We start from the raw sequence: 19,218 nt of genomic DNA on the forward strand, positions 1-19,218 counted from the left end.
CTCACCGGCCTAGGGAAATTTTTTCGGATTTATGATCGGCCCCAGGACCGATTGAAACAACTGCTGTTGCCTGGAAAGGCCCCGCATTACCGCGAACTCTGGGCGGTAAGGGACGTCACACTGACCATCGAAAAAGGTGAAGCAATAGGCCTCATCGGCCGCAATGGCAGCGGTAAATCCACGCTCCTGCAATTGATCTGCGGGACGCTCAGCGCGTCCACCGGCAACGTTGTGTGCCAAGGTCGGATCGCGGCGTTGCTGGAGTTGGGCTCCGGCTTTAACCCCGACTTCAGTGGTCGGGAAAATGTATTCCTCAATGGTGCCATCCTGGGGCTGAGCCGCGCCGAAATCGAACGCCGCTTCAACGACATCACCGACTTTGCCGGCATCGGCGACTTTATCGAACAGCCCACCAGGACCTATTCCAGTGGCATGCTTATGCGCCTTGCCTTCGCGGTGTCCGTCTGGGTGGACCCCGACATCCTGATCGTCGACGAAGCACTCGCCGTGGGGGATGCCTCGTTCCAGTTCAAGTGCCTGCAACGTTTGGAGGCGCTCACGGCACGCGGTACCACGCTACTTTTCGTGTCCCACGACCTGAACATGGTCAAGCGCTTCTGCAAACGGGCGGTTTACCTGCGCGCCGGGGAAATCCGCGCCAGCGGGCCGCCCGAGGAGGTTGCCGAGCGCTACTTGCTGGATGTGCGTGATGAGCAACGTCGCGAGTCCAGTGCTGATGCTGTGGCCGTGGTGCCAAAGGCGCACCTGGCGAACAAAGACGGGATCGCCTTTGGTACTGACGAAGGTCGCATTCTCACGGCGTACTTCGTTAATACCCAGGAAGTGCATTCCACCTTTGTGCACGACGACATGATTGAGGTGCGGGTGGAGGCCATGGTGCGTGAATCGATCACCTTGCCAAGTATCAGCCTGACTATTCAGGAACCGCGTTTACTGGTGATCGGCGGGGCCAACCTGAAGTTGTTGCGCGAACCGCCGCATGACGGCTGGTGCAAAGCCTCCCTTACCGCTCGGTTCCGTTCGCGCTTTGCCGCCGGCCGATATCACATCACCTTGAAACTCATGAATGGCCATACCGAGGAGAGCGCCCAACTGATCGAAAAACAGGTCGCGCTCTTGTCGTTCGATACGTTGGTACTCGGCAACGACTTTCTCGGCATCGTCGACCTCGGCGTCGAACGGCTACCCCAGGGCCAGCATCTCAAGGATGGCACTTCACTTGGCTAACGATAAGACCAGAACCTGGCAGATTGCGATCCACGGCACATTCGACGTGGCCAATTATGGCGACCTGTTGTTTCCCATCATCGCCGAGGCGGAACTGTCGCGCCGCTTGGGCGCGGTCAGGATGCACCGGTTTTCCTATCACGGGAAAACCGTCGGAGAATGGCCCTATGCAGTCACCTCCCTGACCGAACTGCCAGCAATCGCGCATAGCCTGGATGCCACGCTGATCGGCGGCGGCTTCATCATCCGCTTCGATAAATTTGTCGCTGACGGCTACCTGCCGCCCGATCCCGCTATTCATCACCCAACCGGCTATTGGCTGGTTCCCGCCCTGATGGCATTGCAACACGGCGTTCCCTTGATCTGGAACGCGCCAGGCATGCATTGCAACGACGTCCCTGACTGGGCCAGGCCGCTACTGGCACTTGCCATCGAACACAGCCCGCATGTCAAAGTGCGTGATGCCTTGACTCAAACGGCCTTGCAGTCAGTGAGCCAACACGCGCGCATCGAGGTGCTGCCGGATACAGCGTTCGGCCTGGCCCAACTGGTGGATGTACAGCGGCCATCTGCGCAACTGCGCGACCTCTTGAGCCAATACGAGCTGGATAAACCTTACCTCGTCGTACACGCCGCAGACGGCCTGCATACATTCCTCGATCTTTGGCGCAGCGCCAGTCCCGCGTTGGCGCATGTGCAGTTGCTGATCCTGCCGATCGGCCCGGTGCTTGGCGATCATGCGTCGGCACTAGGGCCGACGCCTGATCGCTCGATGACGTTACCGTTCTGGCCCTCACCTTTACTGCTCGCTGAGCTGATCGCTCATTCGGTTGGGGTGATAGGCCACAGTTATCATTTAGCCATCAGTGCCATCGCCTTTGGTCTACCGGTGTTTTGTTCGGCGCACCTGGATACGGGGAAATTCACAGCGTTACCGGCTTACGGGCGTGTCTTCCAGTTGCGTCATGACCATCCGCTCGACCCGCAGTGGTTTTTTGCGCAACTTGGCAGGCAGCCATTGTCCCCAGCCACCCAACTTGCGGTGAAACAGCTACACGAGCACTGGGACCAGGTGGCCGAACTCATTGTCACCCGTCGAGCGGGTGAGCCGCAGGTGATGAACCGCGTCTTGCAGTCCTTGCCCGCAGTATTCGAAAACATGCAAACACAACAAGGTGAGCTCAGGGACGCCAGACGCCAACTCGCCCAGGCAGATGGGCGTGGTGTTTTTCACCGATTCAAAAAGTTTATGGCAAGGAATGCTCAATGATCGACTTGGAAAAAATTGCCCACCATCCGTTACAGCTCCAGCCGTTCCACTGGGCACAAATCGGCAACCTGTATAGCCACGAAAATGCCACGGCGCTGGCTGAAACCTACCCTCGCGATCACTTCAAAGTGGTCAAGGGCTATGGCGGCGAGAAAAACTACGAATACGAAGCCAGGCAATTGGTTTCAATGACTAATGGCCAAGTGGCTAACCCCCAGGCGCTCAGCGCGCAGTGGCTGCAGCTCGCACAAACCCTGACTTTACCGGCCTATCGACGGGCACTCGGGCTGTTGACCGGTATCGATCTGCACGACGCCCCCATGGAAGCCAACCTGTTTCACTATGGCCCGGGCGCCAACCTCGGCCCCCACCCCGACCTGCCCGACAAGGTCGTCACCCATATTCTCTATTTCAATGAATCATGGCACCCATGCCGGGGCGGATGCTTGCAAATTCTCGGTTCCCAAGACCCCACCCACATCATCGAGGAGGTCCAGCCCTTGATCGGTAACTCAGCGGTGCTGGTTCGCAGCGATAACTCCTGGCATGCGGTTTCCCGAGTGATAGACAGTAGCCCCACGTCCCGGCGCAGTGTCACCGTCACGTTCTACCGACCGGGCTCCAGCAGCTCCATGTGGCCGCAGGGCGATACCACACCGTTACATGACTACCCGGAATACGAGGTGCGCGGCCATGACGGGCGCTAAAGCCACGCTGATCGAGCGCCTGCGCACTTGTTATCGCCAGCTGCCGTTACCCAGGGCGCTTCGCCGGTGGCTGTCTGCGCGCCTCCACAACCGGTTGTTCACGTGGTTACGCCGACCGCTGCATGGCAGCGTCTCACGTCGGCAACTCAAGGTGATGCTAGCGGCCCCCAATGGTCCCGACTACATCATCTGGGGGGTGATCGACTGGGATTTTCGTCATCAGCGGCCACAACAGCTCGCACGTACGCTCAGTGCCAGCGGGCGGCGGGTTTTCTACGTGGGGAGCAGCCTGCAAGAGTCCCAGTCCCCCGGGTTTTCCATACGCCCGCTTGATGAACGGGGGAGCCTGTTCGAAATTCGCCTGCGCCTCAGCAAAGTACCTTCCATCTACTCGACAGCGCCGTCCCCGGCCCAGGTGACGCAATTGCGAACAGGCCTCGGCGAGCTGTTGCTCTCTACTCAGCCCACCGAGACAGTCTCACTGGTTCATCATCCTTTCTGGCTCGAAGTGGCCAAGGCCGCGCCGAACAACCGACTGGTGTATGACTGCATCGATCATCACCAAGGTTTCGGCAACAACGACGCTCGGATTCTAGGGCTTGAGCAACAATTGGTCCGCGAAGCCCAGGCCATTATTTTCACCTCTGACTGGCTTGCCCAACAATGGGAACAGGTGGCGTCGCAACAACGCATCGTGGTACGGAACGCGGCCGACTACGAGTTCTTCTCGCGGCGTCCCGCCTCGGTCTACCAAGACCCGCAAGGTCGCAAGATCATTGGCTACTACGGCGCAATCGCCGACTGGTTCGACAGCGACCTCGTTGCAGCGACGGCCCAAGCCTTTGCACACCATGTGATACTGCTGATCGGTGCCGACACCGCCCACGTCCAACACAAGCTCGGCCAATACCCCAATGTCGTGTTCACTGGCGAGGTCGCCTACAGCGCCCTTCCCGACTACCTGCATGCCATGGATGTGTGCCTGTTGCCCTTTCGGGTTACACCGCTGACGCTCGCCACCAACCCACTGAAAGTCTACGAGTACCTCAGCGCCGGGAAACCCGTGGTGACCGTGGATCTCCCTGAGGCCCACCAGTTTGGCGAGTGGGTCTATCGCGCCCGAACACCCGGGGCGTTCATCGACGGCGTCGCCCAGGCGCTCGCAGAACCGCCAGGCATACAAGGCAACCAACGCAGGGCATTCGCTGCGTCCCAGTCCTGGGCCCATCGACTTGAGGCGTTACTGGGCGCCACTGAGCCCGCACGACGTGCCCGTGATATCAGCGTGATTGTGGTGACTTACAACAACCTGGCGCTCACCCAGGCGTGCCTCGGTAGTTTGCTTGCCGATCCCAAGAGCGCGGCACTGGAAATTATCGTGGTCGACAACGGCTCCAGCGATGGCACGCCCGCATTTCTCGAACACTGGGCCCGCGTCCACGGGCACCACGTCATCCTCAACCCGGACAATCGCGGCTTTTCCGCGGCGAACAACCAGGGACTCGCGGCCGCCACCGGTGACTACCTCGTGCTGCTCAACAACGACACCCAGGTCACGCCGGGGTGGGCGCATACACTGCGCAATCACCTGGACCATAACCCCGGCATAGGGCTGATCGGCCCGGTCACGAACAATATCGGTAACCAGGCGAAGGTGAACATCGAATACTCGCTTGCCGAAATGCCGCGACACGCTCGTCTTTACACCTACAGGCACTTGGGCGAATGGTTTGCCCTGCCTACCCTGGCATTCTTTTGCGTCATGTTGCGTCGCAGCACCTATGCTCAGGTGGGGCCGCTGGATGAAGCGTTTGGCTGTGGCTTCTTCGAGGATGACGACTACTGTCGGCGGGTCGAACAAGCGGGCTATTTCAACGCCTGCGCACGGGATGTATTCATTCACCATCACTTGTCCGCCAGCTTCAAGCTGATGGGAACGCAGGCACGCCAAGCGCTGTTTGAACGCAACAAAGCGATTTATGAAAGCAAGTGGGGAACCTGGATACCCCATCGCCATGGATGACGTCATGCAGACATGCAAAGTGATGGTCGTGGTGGGCACGCGCCCGGAAGTCATCAAGATGGCGCCGGTCATCCAGGCGCTCAAGCGCTCGACGCTGTTCGACTGCCGTGTGGTAGCGACGGCTCAGCATCGTGAATTGATGGACCAGGCGCTGCACGAATTCGGCCTCGTGCCGGATATGGACCTTGACCTGATGCGCGCCGACCAATCGCTGAGCGCGCTCACCAGCCGCCTGCTGACCCAACTTGAACAGTTACTGATCGAGTGGCGCCCCGACGCCGTACTGGCGCAAGGAGACACCACGACGGTGTTCGCAACCGCACTCGCCTGCTTTTACCTGCAAATACCCTTTGGCCATGTGGAAGCAGGACTGCGCACAGGCGACCTTGGCAACCCGTTCCCGGAAGAGCTCAACCGAACCCTGGCCAGCACAATCGCGAAATGGCACTTCGCGCCCACCCAGGCAGCACGCAGCAACCTGCTTGGCGAACGTATTGCCGAGCACCGTATCCATGTCGTGGGAAACACGGTGATCGATGCTTTGCACCTTAGCCTCAGCCGCGACGACGTGGCCTGCGAGCGGCCGTCTGATGGACAGCGCGTATTGCTGGTGACCTTGCACCGCAGGGAGAGTTTTGGCGCCCCCTTGCGTGACATCTGCACGGCGCTTCATACGCTGGTGGAGCGTAATGAGGACCTTCGGGTGATACTTCCCGTCCACCCGAATCCGAATGTGAAAGTTCCGATAGAGACTGCCTTGGGCCGGCATGCACGCGTCGACCTGTGCTCGCCCATGGGCTACCACAGGTTTATCCGCGTGATGAAAAGCGCCTACCTGGTCGTGAGTGATTCCGGCGGCATTCAAGAGGAGGCGCCGGCTCTGGGAGTGCCTGTACTGGTATTGCGCAATGAAACCGAACGCCAGGAGGCCGTGGCACATGGCATGGTCCAACTGATTGGCACCCGCACCGATGACATCGTCGAGTCGGTGCAGTCGCTCCTCGACAACGACAGCCTTTACGCGGCGATGATCAAGGATCACTCCCCCTATGGGGATGGCAGGGCTGCAGAGCGCATCGTCCAGGTGCTGGTGGAGCATTTTTTCATATGCGCCTGATCTACCTTTCCCCAACCCCCTGGCACAGTTTCAGCCAGCGTCCCCATGAGCTGGTTCGATGTTTCCATGAGAAACACCAACAACCCGTGCTTTGGATAGACCCCTACCCCACGCGTCTCCCTGCTCTGAGCGATCTACGTCGTCCCCAGCCAGCACCCGGGCACACCGAAATCCCCCCCTGGCTCACGGTGTACCGGGCCCTCGCCCTACCCATCGAGCCTATTGCGGGTTCAGGGTGGGTCAACCGACTACTCTGGCAACCCCTGTTCACGCGCGTGCGGCAATTGGCACTGCAGCCCACGATGCTGGGCATTGGAAAACCCTCTTGCCTAGCGTCAATGCTGCTGCGAGAACCGTTGTTTGAAGCAAGTTTCTACGACGCCATGGACAACTTCTGCGAGTTTTATACCGGCTTATCGCGTCGGGCCATGGCTCGGCGCCAGCGGACAACAGCGCAAACCGTCTCCACCGTGCTGACATCCTCCTCCGCGCTGCACGCGCAATTGTCGACGTATTGCGACAGGGTGACATTACTCGGCAACGCCTGTGCCACAGAGCGTCTTCCTTACCGCATCACCAGGCACGCAGGAAACGCCAACCCGCTGGTGGTGGGCTATGTCGGCACTATTGCGAAGTGGTTCGCCTGGGAAATCGTCGTGGCGCTTGCCGAGGCATTTCCCCTGGCGCAAATACGCTTGGTCGGGCCAATACACACACGCCCGCCTGGGGATCTGCCTAGCAATATCCAATTGATCGGGGAGCTCTCGCACCCGGATGCCATGGCCGCCATGGCTGGCTTCGATATCGGGCTGATCCCCTTCAAATGCGACGCGCTGACACAGTTTGTCGACCCCATCAAATACTACGAGTACCGCGCACTCGGCCTGCCGGTGATCAGCACCGTGTTTGGCGAGATGGCGCACCGGGGCGCTTGCCCTGGCACGTTTTTGCTGGACGGCCCCGAAGGGGTCGGCGCGGCGATGGAAAAAGCCCTGCGTTTCAATCCATCAGATGAGCAGACCCGGAGTTTTCGTCGTGATAACTCGTGGACGGTTCGTTTTTCTACGGCAATACCTTGAGTACACAGGGAGTGGCGACGTTGGCTGTACTGGAAACACCTCAAAAGCACGTGTTGCTCACCTCGCAAGCCCAGGCTGAGTGCGATGTCATTATCGTCAACTACAACGCAGGGCAGATGCTGTTGGCCTGTGTCACATCGGTTTTCAACGCGGGGGCGACGCGGATCATCGTCATTGATAACGCTTCCCACGATGATAGCCTGGGCCTGTTGGAGGGCGAGCCTCTCCTCAGCGATTCACTGCACATCATGCGCAATGAGGCCAACCTCGGTTTCGCCGTGGCCTGCAACCAGGGCGCGCGCCTTTCCACGGCGGCGAACCTGCTCTTCCTCAATCCCGACACCGTGATCGCCGCCGATGCGATAGCCCGTTTACTCGCCGTACTGCGTAGCACCCCGCACGTCGGCGCCGTCGGTGGGTTACTGTGCGGCCTGGACGGCCGTGAGCAACCGGGCGGGCGGCGGGTATTCCCAACCCCACGGCGCGCATTCATGCGGGCCTTTGGCCTGTCGCGCCTTGCGCGGGTAATGCCGTCGCTGTTCTCTGATTTTTTATTGCACCAGGAGCCATTGCCCTCCACGCCCATTGCCGTGGAAGCCATCTCCGGCGCCTGTATGCTGATCAAGCGGGAAACCATCGAGCACATCGGCTTATGGGACGAACGCTACTTCCTGCATTGCGAAGACCTGGATTGGTGTATGCGTTTGCGCCAGGCTGGATGGGTCGTCCTGTTTGTGCCGGACGCCCGGGTAACCCACGCATTGGGCGGCTGCAGCCAACATCGGCCTTACTTCGTCGAATGGCATAAGCACAGGGGCATATTGCACTTCTATCGGAAGTTCTTTCGTCGCAAGTACCCCTTTCTGTTATGGGTGATGGTGGCGGTGGGTGTTTGGTTCCGGTTCAGCCTGGTGGTGACGTATCACCTGGTCACGCGGCTATGGCGGGTGACGTTCAAGTGACTCCAGAATCAGAACGCCCACCGATGTCGGGTCACCGGCACCGGTGGGCGAGCCTATCTCACGAAGTCCATTGCTCCCCGCCTGGCCAATCCTTGGTAGGAATATCGGCAATCGTTCCATCCTTGACGCCATCAATGCCATAACGCTGGATTGAATCCCCCAGCACTTCGCCGAACTTATCCGACTTGGCCTGTGCCTGTCCTTCCTTGACCAGGCCGGGCACGATGGCCGCCAGTACCGCCACGCCAGCCGCCAGGAAGCCCAGCACGCCCGCCGTGGCCGCCAGGCCCGGGAGAAACCGTGGCAGGTTCGCCCCGAGTAAACCCAGGCCGCCCTCCGCGGCCGAGGCGCTGCCGGCCAGCACACCCAGCGAGCCTGCGGTAATGCCGAAGCCACCGCTCAGCTTGTCGCCACGACGCAACGCGTTGACGCCATCAAAAATGCCATACGCCCCGACGACGATGCCGGCCAGGCCGCCGATACCTTTGGCGGCTTCCTCGAAGTTCTTCGCCACGACCTTGGCGTGCTTGCCATCCTTGACGTTGTCCTTGACCTCATCGAGCAGGTCGAGCATGACCTTGCCGTCTTTCATATCCTTGAGGGTCTGCTCACCGTTCTTGATCGACTTGGCGAGGTGTTCCTGGTAGCCCTTGGTGCCGCCCTCGATCAGCACGGTGGTGGTCTGCACGGAGCCGGTGGTGATGTCGACGATGTTGCGCGTGGTCAGCTTTCCACCGCTCTGCGCCCCGCGTGCAATGGTGACACCCGCCAGGAACAGGCCGCTTACACCATGCAGTACACCGCTGCCGTAGGCGCCTTTGGCGCCGCCATTGGGGTCGAAGTCCGACAACTTGCCCATCTTGTCCAGGGCCTTGGTGCCCTGGCGGAGCAGGTCCCAGTTGCCACGGAAACCCGCCAGGACCTGGTCGGTGGTGGCCACGGTGCCGTCCTGGTTCAGCAGCAGCTCGGGACTTTCCTTGCGCATTTGGTCGATCAACGTGCGGACCTTGTCTTCGTCCAACTCCGCGCCGCCGTCCTTGCCGAAAGCGGTCTTGATGTCGTCGAAGCCAGCCCCCTTGAACAGGTTCTCCTGGGCGATGCTGGAGAAATTCTCGTTGAGCTGTTGGTCGTGCTGGGCCGTGAAGGCCGGATCGAGCGCGGCGTTATAAAGCGCTACTTCCAGGCTGAACTCCGAGGCGGCCTGCTCGGGCGTGTTGTGCTTGAGCAACTCACGCAGGCGGTCGCCACTGGCCAACTGATCCTTGTAGAAGGTCTTGAAGTCTTCGTTATGCGTGGATTTGGCGACCGCGCCCTGGATCGCCTTGGCATCGTCGATACCCAGAATCGACTGCAGGCTGGTGGCGGTGGCGTAGAAACCGGCTAGCGCTGTGTGCTGGTCGGTCTTGCCGTCCTTGGTGTTGGCGTCCCACGCGGCGTCCAGGGCCTTGCCGGACTTGACCTGGTCCTCATAGGTCTTGGTAACGGCGTCCTTCAGGCCGGGATTCTCTTCAAACAGGGTCTTCACCGCCTGGTCGCCGGCGTTCTTGATGTACTCGGCAGTTGGCTTGTCGCCCTGCAAGATGGCCATGTGGTCGTTGATGTCTTGCAGCAGCTTTTGCGGCTCCCAGATCGCGCCCGAGCGGTTGGCGATGGAAACCTTGCCATAGTCGCTGTTCCAGACCCCGGCGTTGGCGCCGTCGACCACAAGTTTCTGCGTCTCCTGCAGTTCCAGCAGCACTGCGGCCTTCTGCTCGGCCGAGTACTTTTCCGGATGCTCGAAGATGTCCTTGTCCAGCTTGCTGGTGGCGACCTTGCCCGTGAGGTTACCGGTGGCCACGTCGGTGATCAGGCTGGCCAGACTCCGGGCATCGGTGGGTGCGGATGTCTTCAGCCAGGCCTGCACGTCGTCGCGGCTGACCTTGCCGTCGGGCTTATCACCGATACTGTTGCCGGCGGTGTCGAGCTTGCGGAAGGCGCCAGGCTGGGCGAAGAAGTTGAGCGCCTCTTTCTCGTCCTTGCTCAGTTGCGGGTTTTGCTTGAGGTAGTCCTTGATATTCTGTTCGGTGACAGCGCCATCGCCGCCGGTCTTGCCGCGGATCGAATCGAACTTGGCATCCAGGATCGCGCCGTACTGAGCGATCTGCCTGGAGCCTGCGTCGGCCTCCGGATGGGTCTTGAGAAAGTCTTTGTAGCTACCGATCTGGTCGTTGGACGGGGGCTTGCCCAGCGCTTCGTAACCGTACTTGCCGAAATCCTGCAAGCGCCCCGCTTCGGTGCCATGGCGCGCTTCACCGCTCTTGGTAAAGCCGTCGACACTGCTGTTGGCCACATCCTTGCCTGTCAACGCGTTGCCTTTCTCGTCATAACCCACCACCCGGTCGAGCACCTGGCTGGCACGGAAGGCCGCGTTCGGGTCCTTGTCGAAGTCCCCGACCTGCTCTTTCAACGCATCCTTCACCCCACTCTGGTTGCCAAGGTTCTTCAGCAACGGGTTGTCATTGATGATGTCCTGCGCCGAACGCTTGTCGCCCTCCGGCAGCACCCAGACGATGCCAGCCTTGTCCGCCGCCTCACGGCGCTTATCGTCCTGGCCCACCGTGTCCGCGTGCGGCAGCTCGCCCTTGAGGTTCTCCCAGCCATACTTGCCGAAGTCTTGAAGGCGCCCGGCCTCGGTGCCGTGCTTGGCATCGCCGCCCTTGGTGAAACCGTCCACGCGACCATTGTCGATCGTGTTGCCAGCCAGGCGCGAACCGTTTTCATCGAAGCGCTCGACGTGGCCCAGCACCTGGTTGGCGCGATAAGCCGCGTCCGCATCGTGCTCAAAATCACCGACACGTTCGCGCAACTTGTCCTTCACTCCGCTCTGGTTGCCGAGGTTCTTCAGCAGCGGGCTATCGTCGATGATGTCTTGGGCCGAGCGGTGGTCATCCTTGGGGCGCTGCCATTCGATACCGGCGTCCTTGGCCTTGGCCCGATCGACCGCGTTACCCCATTCGGCGCTGGAATCGTTATTCGTGACAGTCTTGATCGCGGGTGCATTGCTGACCGGTGCTGACATGCGCGTGCTCCTTGATGACGGGGGCCAGTGCATGATCGTCATGGGCGATCATGTCGGGCCGGTCAGGAGAGCAAAGACCTTGAGGGTTACTGAAAGATGACAGGCCGACCTATCGGGTCGACGTCGCGCGCCTTGCAAGCCACTGATGCACCGATGCCGAAGGGATGAAACCCGGCTTGTGAAATGTTGTGAAAAAATCCGCCGCAGAGCCTGCGGCGGCAACCAAAGGATGTTGTCGAAGCAGAGCGGCTAAGACAGGTTCAACGTACACCCGAAAGAAATTAAACAGCGTGAAGTTTAATTAATTGAGTTTCATCCCTTGGCCCGCTGGCGGCCGCGCAGACTGTGCCTGGAATCCACCTCGGCAACCACGCCGAACACAATAAAAAACCGTAACAGCTCACCTGCAAACATCTGCCCAAACAACGTTATGCGCCATTCGATAAGTGCGGTGTTTCTGTGCGCGCGTTCATTATTCCGGGGAAGTCACAACATGATTAAACAGTCGAGCCTATTGGCACTGGCGGTGTGTGCCGGTATCAGCCAGATGGCCTTTGCCGAGTCGGTCAGCGACCAGGCGGATGCCAAGGGATTTGTCGAGGGCAGCAGCGTCACCGGGTTGTTGCGCAACTACTACATGAACCGCAACCGTGAAGGCGGCCGGGCCGATAATATCGACTGGACCCAGGGCGCAATGCTCAACTACGCCTCGGGTTTCACCCAGGGCACCCTCGGCTTCGGCGTGGACGCCTATGCCTACGGCGGGCTGAAACTCGATGCCACCCATGCGGACGCCGGCACCGGCAACCTGCCGACCGACCGCCATGGCGATCCCGAAGACGCCTACGGCTCAGTCGGCGCCGCAGTGAAGATCAAAGTCTCCAAGACCCAGCTCAAATTCGGCGACATGCAGCCCACCGCCCCGGTCTTCGCCACCGGCGGCACTCGCCTGTTGCCGCAGACCGCCACCGGGTTTGACCTGACCAGCAGCGAAATCGCCGGCCTGGACCTGGAAGCCGGGCATTTCACCAGCACCAACAGTGGCATGACCAGCAACCATGACCACGATATCTACGCCACCTACGCCAACATCGCCGCCAACAGCGCAAGTTTTGTCGGCGGCAAGTACAGCTTCAGCCCGTCCCTGAGCGCGACGCTGTATGCCGGTGAACTGGAAGACATCTGGCGCCAGTACTACACCAACCTCAACTACGTGATCCCGTTGGCGCATGACCAGTCCCTGACGCTGGACGGCAACCTGTACCGCACCCTCGACACTGGCAGCGCCAAGGCCGGGGCGATCAACAACACCACCTACTCGGTGGCGGCGGCGTATTCGTTCCTGCAGGCGCACACCCTGACGCTGTCGTTCCAGAAGGTGCATGGCGACACGCCGTTCGACTACATCGGCACCGGCAACAACGGCGCCGGCGAAGGCGGCGATTCGGTGTACCTGGCCAACTCGGTGCAATGGAACGACTTCAACGGCCCGGGCGAGCAGTCCTGGGGTATCCGCTATGACCTGAACATGGCCAGTTATGGCGTGCCGGGGTTGAGTTTCATGGGCCGCTATATCAACGGCTCGGATATCGATGGCACCCACACGCCGGCCCATAGCGCCTATGTCGGTAATTACGGTGCGGATGGCGCACACCACGAGACCGACCTGGAAGCCAAGTACGTAATCCAGAGTGGCCCGGCGAAGAATCTGTCGTTGCGTGTGCGTGATGCGATCGTGGCGTCGAATGCCGACCAGCGCGATGGTGACCTGAACGAGCTGCGGTTGATCGTCGACTATCCGTTTACCCTGCTCTAAACAAGGCCCACTGGAGGAGCGAGCTTGCTCGCTCCTCCAAATGGAGAGCGTCAGCCTACCCAGCCGACCGCAGTCTTGGGTATGACTTCCGACTCATCCAGTTTCGACGCGAACATGCTCACCGCCTGCACCGCATCGCTGGTGCTGGTGCGAATCTGCAGGATCACCGAACCCGCCTGATCAGCCAGGCTGACGCCGCGTTGCGCGCCTTCCTGGGTCGCGTTCATGCTGGTCACCGCGTCGCGGGTTTCCGAGAGGATCATGCCGATCATCTCGGCGATTTCCGCCGTGGAGCGGCTGGTGCGTCCGGCCAGTTGCCGCACCTCATCGGCCACCACCGCGAAACCACGCCCCTGGTCCCCGGCGCGCGCCGCCTCGATGGCGGCGTTGAGCGCCAACAGGTTGGTCTGGTCGGCAATGCCGCGAATGGTATTGACGATGGCCGTGATCTGTTCGGAACGGTCGCCCAGTTGCCCCACCAGCCGCGCAGACGCGCCAATGTTCTCGGCGATGCGGCGCATTTCCGTGGCGGTCTCCTGGATCACCTGGGTGCCATGCTCGGCAAACCGCTCGGTCTCGGAGGAAATATGGTAGGCGCGTGAGGCGCCACGAGAGTCCTCTTCGAATTTTTCCACGCGCTCGGTGATGTCGCTGGCGAACTTGGCGATCTTGATCAGTTTGCCGTCGCCGTCGTACACCGGGTTGTAACTGGCCTCCAGCCACACCACACGCCCGTGCTTGCCCAGGCGCTTGAATTGCCCGGTGAAGAACTCACCATTGTTCAAGCGGCGCCAGAAGTCGGCATATTCATGGCTGTTGACCAGCGCAGGCTCGCAAAACAGCCGGTGGTGCTTGCCTTTGATTTCCGCCAGGGAATAGCCCATTACGTTGAGGAAGTTCGCGTTGGCGTCCAGCACCTGGCCACTCAAGTCGAACTCGATAACGGCCATCGCACGGTCCACGGCCGTCAACTTGCTGCGGGTGGCCGCGTCCTGCTCCACCTGGGCGGTGACGTCCAGCGCGTACTTGACCACTTTCAGCACCTGGCCGCGCTCGTCCAGCACTGGGTTGTAGCTGGCTTCCAACCAAAGGGTCCGGCCGTTGGCATCCACGCGCTTGAACGTGCCGGAGACAAACTTGCCGGCTTTCAAATCACTCCAGAACTGGCTGTAGGCCGGGCTGCTGGTCAGCGCCGGCGGGCAAAAGTCGCGATGGGACTTGCCGGCCAGTTGACTGGCGCTGTAGCCCAGGATCTTGAGGAAGTTGTCGTTGGCCCGCAGCACTTTGCCGTTCAGGTCGAATTCGACCACGGCCATGGAGCGCTCCAGTGCACTGATCAGTCCTTTGTACTCGGTGACTTCGGCCGTCCTGGCCGCCAGTTCTGTTTTCAGTGTTGTATTGAACATGACGTACCCTCAGCGGCGCGAAAAAACCCGTGTCTTATAGAGGGCTATCGGCTGTGAAATACGCGACTTTACAGGCCTTGAGGGGATTATTTTCTGGCGTCAAATACTTGCGCAATCAGGGTTTTGCGCCTAGCAAAGCGAGGCGCTCGCGCATGCCGGCACTGGCCGCCGGACCGGCCTGTAGCGTGCACTGGTCAAACCCCACCACTTGGCCATCCGCGCTGGCCAACATGGGCTGCACCGGCTTGCCTGTTTCACGCTCCACCAACTCGACACTGGTGCCCTCCTCGGCGTAATGCCGATTGCCCCAGGCCACCAGTGACATCAACACCATACGGAAATCCTCGCCTTTGGCCGTCGGCACATATTCGTAGCGCGGCGGTCGTTCGCTGTAGGCGCGGCGCTCCAGCATCCCCGCCTCCACCAAGGCACTCAGGCGACGCGTGAGCATATTCGGCGCGATGCCCAGGCTGCGCGAGAACTCATCGAACCGACGCAAGCCCTGCAATGCGTCGCGCATGATCAGGATGCTCCACCACTCCCCTACCCGCTCAAGGCTGCGGGCAATGGGGCATTCGTCGCTGGTGAGGGACTTGCGTTGCATGGGGATTCCTGTGGGTCAGTGCCAATGTGCGTGACGCCATGTTACTTTCATGATGATAGTGACGTCCATAAGGTCTGTTCCTTCACCGCAACTGGAGTCGATTGATCATGAGTAAACGCATCGTTGTAACAGGTATGGGCGCACTGACGCCATTGGGCGCTGACGTGGAATCCACCTGGCAACGCCTGCTGGCCGGGCAGTCGGGTATTCGTCGCTTACCGGAAGACCTGATCGGAGACCTGGCCGTGAGCATCGGTGGCCAGGTGCAGAGCGTGCAGCAGGATCCAGACGCCGGGTTCGACCCTGATCGACTGCTGGCAGCCAAGGAACAGCGCAAGATGGACCGCTTCATCCTGTTCGCACTGGCGGCGGCGGATGAAGCCTTGAAGCAGGCCGGCTGGGCGCCGAGCACGCCCGAAGCGCAGGAGCGCACCGCGACCATCATCGCCTCGGGTGTCGGCGGCTTCCCGGCGATTGCCGACGCGGTACGCACCACCGACAGCAAAGGCCCACGGCGGTTGTCGCCGTTCACCATCCCGTCGTTCCTGAGCAACATGGCCGCCGGGCATGTGTCGATCAACTGCGGCTTGAAAGGCCCGCTGGGTGCGCCGGTGACGGCCTGCGCAGCGGGTGTGCAAGCCATCGGTGATGCGGCGCGCATGATCCGCGCCGGTGAAGTGGATGTGGCTGTGTGCGGCGGTGCCGAAGCAGCGATCCATCGCGTCAGCCTTGCCGGGTTTGCGGCGGCGCGGGCGTTGTCCAGTGACTTTAACGATAGCCCGGAGCAGGCTTCGCGCCCTTTCGACCAGGCGCGGGACGGCTTCGTCATGGGCGAAGGCGCCGGCATCCTGGTCATCGAGGAGCTGGAGCACGCCCTGGCCCGAGGTGCGCAGCCGATTGCCGAATTGGTCGGCTACGGCACCAGTGCCGATGCCTATCACATGACCGCCGGCCCGGAAGACGGCGACGGCGCACGCCGAGCGATGCAGCAGGCCTTGCGTCAGGCGGGGATCGGCGCAGACCAGGTGCAGTACTTGAATGCCCACGCCACCTCGACTCCGGTGGGTGATAAAGGCGAATTGGCCGCGATCAGGACGGTATTCGGTGCAAACGGCAGCCCGGCGATCAGTTCGACCAAATCCGCCACCGGCCATCTGCTGGGGGCGGCGGGCGGTATCGAGGCCATCTTCACCGTGCTTGCCCTGCGCGACCAGATCGCCCCGGTCACCCTCAACCTGCAAAACCCCGACGCCCTCGCCGACGGCCTCGACATGCTGCGCGGTGCTGCCCGGCCGATGCCGATTGACTATGCACTGTCCAACGGTTTCGGCTTTGGCGGCGTAAATGCCAGCGTGCTGTTCCGCCGCTGGGCGTAGTTTGCCCCTGCGGTGATTTTCGGGGACCATGGGCGCCTTTCTGAACCTGCCAACGCGAGGCGCCCATGGCCAACCACGACCTGCACTACACCCCTGACCCCGATGTCGACTCGATTTCTTCGGATGTGATCGGCTTCAACGGCATCCTGGTGTCCACCCAGATCCCGACCCGTGCCGATGGCAGCCTGGAACTGGGCGACATCACCCTGCAAAGCGAATGCACCCTGCAAGCCCTGAAAGTCGCCCTGGAAAAGGCCGGCAGCTCCATGGACCGGGTGATGCACCTGACCATTTATCTGACGGACATGGCCGATCGCGCCGCTTTCAACGAAGTCTACAAACGCTTCTTCGCCAAGCCCTGGCCCGTGCGCGCGGCGGTTGGCGTAGCTGCGTTGGCGGTCGACGGCATGCGCGTGGAAGTCACGGCGATGGCCGCTCAGGCCTGAGTGGGTGCCGGTCAGGCATTTCACAGCTACAATGCGCGCCTCAACCGTGACAAGCCTGACTAAAAAAACTATGTCCTTGCCCAAGCACCACCTTGAATTGCTCAGCCCTGCCCGCGATGTCGCCATCGCGCGCGAGGCGATCCTGCATGGCGCCGACGCCGTGTACATCGGCGGCCCGAGCTTCGGCGCGCGCCATAACGCCTGTAACGACGTGAGCGATATCGCGCAGCTGGTGGAATTCGCCCGCCGTTACCACGCCCGCGTCTTCACCACGATCAACACCATCCTGCATGACAACGAACTGGAACCTGCGCGCAAGCTGATCCATCAGCTCTACGACGCCGGCGTCGATGCGTTGATCGTGCAAGACCTGGGCGTGATGGAGCTGGATATTCCGCCCATCGAGCTGCACGCCAGCACCCAGACCGATATCCGTACCCTGGGCCGTGCCAAGTTTCTCGACCAGGCCGGTTTCTCGCAGTTGGTATTGGCCCGTGAGCTGAACCTGCAAGAGATCCGCGCCATTGCCGACGAAACCGATGCCGCCATCGAGTTCTTCATCCACGGCGCCCTGTGCGTGGCGTTCTCCGGGCAGTGCAACATCTCCCACGCGCAGAACGGCCGCAGCGCCAACCGTGGCGACTGCTCCCAGGCCTGTCGCCTGCCGTATACCCTCAAAGACGATCAGGGCCGCGTCGTGGCCTTTGAAAAGCACCTGCTGTCGATGAAAGACAACAACCAGAGCGCCAACATCCGCGCACTGGTTGAAGCCGGCGTGCGTTCGTTCAAGATCGAAGGCCGCTACAAGGACATGGGTTATGTGAAGAACATCACTGCCTATTACCGCCAGCGCCTGGATGACGTGCTTGAAGACCGCCCGGACCTGGCGCGCGCGTCCAGCGGCCGTACTGCGCATTTCTTCCTGCCTGACCCGGAAAAAACCTTCCACCGGGGCAGCACCGACTATTTCGTCAACGACCGCAAGGTCGATATCGGCGCCTTCGACACCCCGACTTTCACCGGCTTGCCGGTGGGTGTGGTGGAAAAAGCCGGCAAGCGCGACCTGCAAGTGGTTACCCATGAGCCATTGTCGAATGGCGATGGCTTGAATGTGCTGGTCAAGCGCGAAGTGGTGGGGTTCCGCGCCAATATTGCCGAGCCTAAAGGCGAGTTCGAGGAAGACGGCGAGAAGCGCTACCGCTACCGCGTCGAGCCGAACGAGATGCCGGCCGGCCTGCATCAGCTGCGCCCGAATCACCCGTTGAACCGCAACCTGGACCACAACTGGCAACAGGCGCTGCTCAAGACCTCATCCGAGCGCCGTATCGGCCTGACCTGGGCCGCACGTCTGCGCGAAGCGCAGCTGGAAGTCACCGCCACCAGCGAAGAAGGCATCAGCGCCAGTGTCACCCTGCCCGGCCCGTTCGGCGTGGCCAACAAACCGGAACAGGCGCTGGACACCCTGCGCGACCTGCTCGGCCAACTGGGCACCACCGAATACCACGCGACCGACATCCAACTGGATGCGCCGCAAGCGTTCTTCATCCCCAACTCACAGCTCAAGGCCCTGCGCCGTGAAGTGATCGAAGCGCTGACCGCCGCGCGCGTGGCTGCGCACCCAAGGGGTGGCCGCAAGGCGGAAACAACGCCACCGCCGGTGTACCCCGACGCGCACCTGTCGTTCCTCGCCAACGTCTACAACCAGAAAGCCCGCGACTTCTACCACCGCCACGGGGTGAAGCTGATCGACGCCGCCTTCGAAGGCCACGAAGAAACCGGCGAAGTACCGGTGATGATCACCAAGCACTGCCTGCGCTTCTCGTTCAACCTGTGCCCTAAACAGGCCAAGGGCGTCACGGGCGTGAAGACCAAGGTGGCGCCGATGCAGTTGATCCATGGCGATGAAGTGTTGACCCTGAAGTTCGACTGCAAACCCTGCGAGATGCACGTGGTGGGCAAGATCAAGGGCCACATCCTCGGCTTGCCGCAGCCGGGCAGCGCGGTGGAGCACTTCAACCCGGAAAACATTATTTTCCAGGGCACGCACTGATCCCCAACGTATAGGAGAGCGTGCTCACAAAAAGTCGGTGAGCACGTTCGCTTTTA

Annotated in this window: 14 protein-coding genes; 11 read left to right on the forward strand and 3 right to left on the reverse strand. The window is 61.0% G+C overall.

The genetic code is table 11. The annotated features are described in order from the left end of the window. Positions 1 to 51: 51 nt before the first annotated feature. From M2497_RS16080 to M2497_RS16110, 7 genes are all read left to right on the forward strand, one after another. On the forward strand, positions 52 to 1,248 hold the full coding sequence (locus M2497_RS16080; protein WP_248481543.1) for an ABC transporter ATP-binding protein: 1,197 nt from the start codon (positions 52 to 54) through the stop codon (positions 1,246 to 1,248). Further along, positions 1,241 to 2,518, forward strand: coding sequence for a polysaccharide pyruvyl transferase family protein (locus tag M2497_RS16085; protein WP_248481544.1), 1,278 nt, complete (start codon positions 1,241 to 1,243; stop codon positions 2,516 to 2,518). The genes M2497_RS16080 and M2497_RS16085 overlap by 8 nt, the downstream gene beginning before the upstream one ends. After that, positions 2,515 to 3,225 (forward strand): 2OG-Fe(II) oxygenase, encoded by a 711-nt coding sequence (locus tag M2497_RS16090; protein WP_248481545.1) that lies wholly within the window; start codon positions 2,515 to 2,517, stop codon positions 3,223 to 3,225. The genes M2497_RS16085 and M2497_RS16090 overlap by 4 nt, the downstream gene beginning before the upstream one ends. Continuing rightward, the gene (locus M2497_RS16095) at positions 3,212 to 5,248 is read left to right on the forward strand and encodes a glycosyltransferase (protein ID WP_248481546.1); all 2,037 of its coding nucleotides are present in this window, start codon (positions 3,212 to 3,214) and stop codon (positions 5,246 to 5,248) included. Before M2497_RS16090 ends, M2497_RS16095 begins: the two co-directional genes overlap by 14 nt. Next, positions 5,241 to 6,365 (forward strand): UDP-N-acetylglucosamine 2-epimerase (non-hydrolyzing), encoded by a 1,125-nt coding sequence (wecB, locus tag M2497_RS16100; protein ID WP_248481547.1) that lies wholly within the window; start codon positions 5,241 to 5,243, stop codon positions 6,363 to 6,365. The genes M2497_RS16095 and wecB overlap by 8 nt, the downstream gene beginning before the upstream one ends. A gap of 338 nt (positions 6,366 to 6,703) precedes the next feature. Beyond that, positions 6,704 to 7,444 carry a glycosyl transferase gene (locus M2497_RS16105; protein WP_248481548.1) on the forward strand — a complete coding sequence of 247 codons (741 nt, stop codon included), beginning with the start codon at positions 6,704 to 6,706 and terminating at the stop codon, positions 7,442 to 7,444. Beyond that, positions 7,411 to 8,406 carry a glycosyltransferase family 2 protein gene (locus M2497_RS16110; protein WP_248481550.1) on the forward strand — a complete coding sequence of 332 codons (996 nt, stop codon included), beginning with the start codon at positions 7,411 to 7,413 and terminating at the stop codon, positions 8,404 to 8,406. Before M2497_RS16105 ends, M2497_RS16110 begins: the two co-directional genes overlap by 34 nt. 58 nt (positions 8,407 to 8,464) lie before the next feature. On the opposite strand, the gene M2497_RS30680 is transcribed toward M2497_RS16110, so the two are convergent. Then, positions 8,465 to 11,464 carry a type III effector HrpK domain-containing protein gene (locus M2497_RS30680; protein WP_282578160.1) on the reverse strand — a complete coding sequence of 1,000 codons (3,000 nt, stop codon included), beginning with the start codon at positions 11,462 to 11,464 and terminating at the stop codon, positions 8,465 to 8,467. A 493-nt stretch (positions 11,465 to 11,957) separates the two neighbouring features. Here M2497_RS30680 and M2497_RS16125 point away from each other — a divergent pair, with 493 nt between their 5' ends. Then, the gene (locus M2497_RS16125; protein ID WP_248481552.1) at positions 11,958 to 13,280 is read left to right on the forward strand and encodes an OprD family porin; all 1,323 of its coding nucleotides are present in this window, start codon (positions 11,958 to 11,960) and stop codon (positions 13,278 to 13,280) included. Positions 13,281 to 13,330: 50 nt separating this feature from the next. Here the strand turns inward: M2497_RS16125 and M2497_RS30685 are convergent, their stop codons facing one another. After that, complete coding sequence (locus M2497_RS30685; RefSeq protein ID WP_282578161.1) at positions 13,331 to 14,686, reverse strand: PAS domain-containing methyl-accepting chemotaxis protein; 1,356 nt, start codon at positions 14,684 to 14,686, stop codon at positions 13,331 to 13,333. Between the two features lie 115 nt (positions 14,687 to 14,801). Continuing rightward, on the reverse strand, positions 14,802 to 15,290 hold the full coding sequence (locus M2497_RS16140; RefSeq protein WP_248481554.1) for a helix-turn-helix domain-containing protein: 489 nt from the start codon (positions 15,288 to 15,290) through the stop codon (positions 14,802 to 14,804). A 107-nt stretch (positions 15,291 to 15,397) separates the two neighbouring features. Here M2497_RS16140 and fabF point away from each other — a divergent pair, with 107 nt between their 5' ends. The 3 genes from fabF to M2497_RS16155 all read left to right on the forward strand — a co-directional run bounded on the left by fabF (position 15,398) and on the right by M2497_RS16155 (position 19,162). Further along, positions 15,398 to 16,666 (forward strand): beta-ketoacyl-ACP synthase II, encoded by a 1,269-nt coding sequence (gene fabF, locus M2497_RS16145; protein ID WP_248481556.1) that lies wholly within the window; start codon positions 15,398 to 15,400, stop codon positions 16,664 to 16,666. A 65-nt stretch (positions 16,667 to 16,731) separates the two neighbouring features. Continuing rightward, positions 16,732 to 17,112, forward strand: coding sequence for a RidA family protein (locus M2497_RS16150; protein WP_248481557.1), 381 nt, complete (start codon positions 16,732 to 16,734; stop codon positions 17,110 to 17,112). Positions 17,113 to 17,182: 70 nt separating this feature from the next. After that, positions 17,183 to 19,162, forward strand: a complete 1,980-nt coding sequence (locus M2497_RS16155) for a U32 family peptidase (protein WP_248481558.1) — start codon at positions 17,183 to 17,185, stop codon at positions 19,160 to 19,162. Positions 19,163 to 19,218: the final 56 nt, after the last annotated feature.

Source organism: Pseudomonas sp. CYM-20-01 (genome assembly GCF_023169845.1).
Taxonomy (GTDB): Bacteria; Pseudomonadota; Gammaproteobacteria; order Pseudomonadales; family Pseudomonadaceae; genus Aquipseudomonas; species Aquipseudomonas azotoformans.

What these genes read in the sequence shown, in the direction of transcription:
- M2497_RS16090 (WP_248481545.1), top strand. Translation starts at nt 2,515, where the DNA reads ATGATCGACTTGGAAAAAATTGCCCACCATCCGTTACAGCTCCAGCCG.
- M2497_RS16095 (WP_248481546.1), top strand. Translation starts at nt 3,212, where the DNA reads ATGACGGGCGCTAAAGCCACGCTGATCGAGCGCCTGCGCACTTGTTAT.
- wecB (WP_248481547.1), top strand. Translation starts at nt 5,241, where the DNA reads ATGGATGACGTCATGCAGACATGCAAAGTGATGGTCGTGGTGGGCACG.
- M2497_RS16105 (WP_248481548.1), top strand. Translation starts at nt 6,704, where the DNA reads ATGCTGCTGCGAGAACCGTTGTTTGAAGCAAGTTTCTACGACGCCATG.
- M2497_RS30680 (WP_282578160.1), bottom strand. Translation starts at nt 11,464, where the DNA reads ATGTCAGCACCGGTCAGCAATGCACCCGCGATCAAGACTGTCACGAAT.
- M2497_RS16125 (WP_248481552.1), top strand. Translation starts at nt 11,958, where the DNA reads ATGATTAAACAGTCGAGCCTATTGGCACTGGCGGTGTGTGCCGGTATC.
- M2497_RS30685 (WP_282578161.1), bottom strand. Translation starts at nt 14,686, where the DNA reads ATGTTCAATACAACACTGAAAACAGAACTGGCGGCCAGGACGGCCGAA.
- M2497_RS16140 (WP_248481554.1), bottom strand. Translation starts at nt 15,290, where the DNA reads ATGCAACGCAAGTCCCTCACCAGCGACGAATGCCCCATTGCCCGCAGC.
- fabF (WP_248481556.1), top strand. Translation starts at nt 15,398, where the DNA reads ATGAGTAAACGCATCGTTGTAACAGGTATGGGCGCACTGACGCCATTG.
- M2497_RS16150 (WP_248481557.1), top strand. Translation starts at nt 16,732, where the DNA reads ATGGCCAACCACGACCTGCACTACACCCCTGACCCCGATGTCGACTCG.
- M2497_RS16155 (WP_248481558.1), top strand. Translation starts at nt 17,183, where the DNA reads ATGTCCTTGCCCAAGCACCACCTTGAATTGCTCAGCCCTGCCCGCGAT.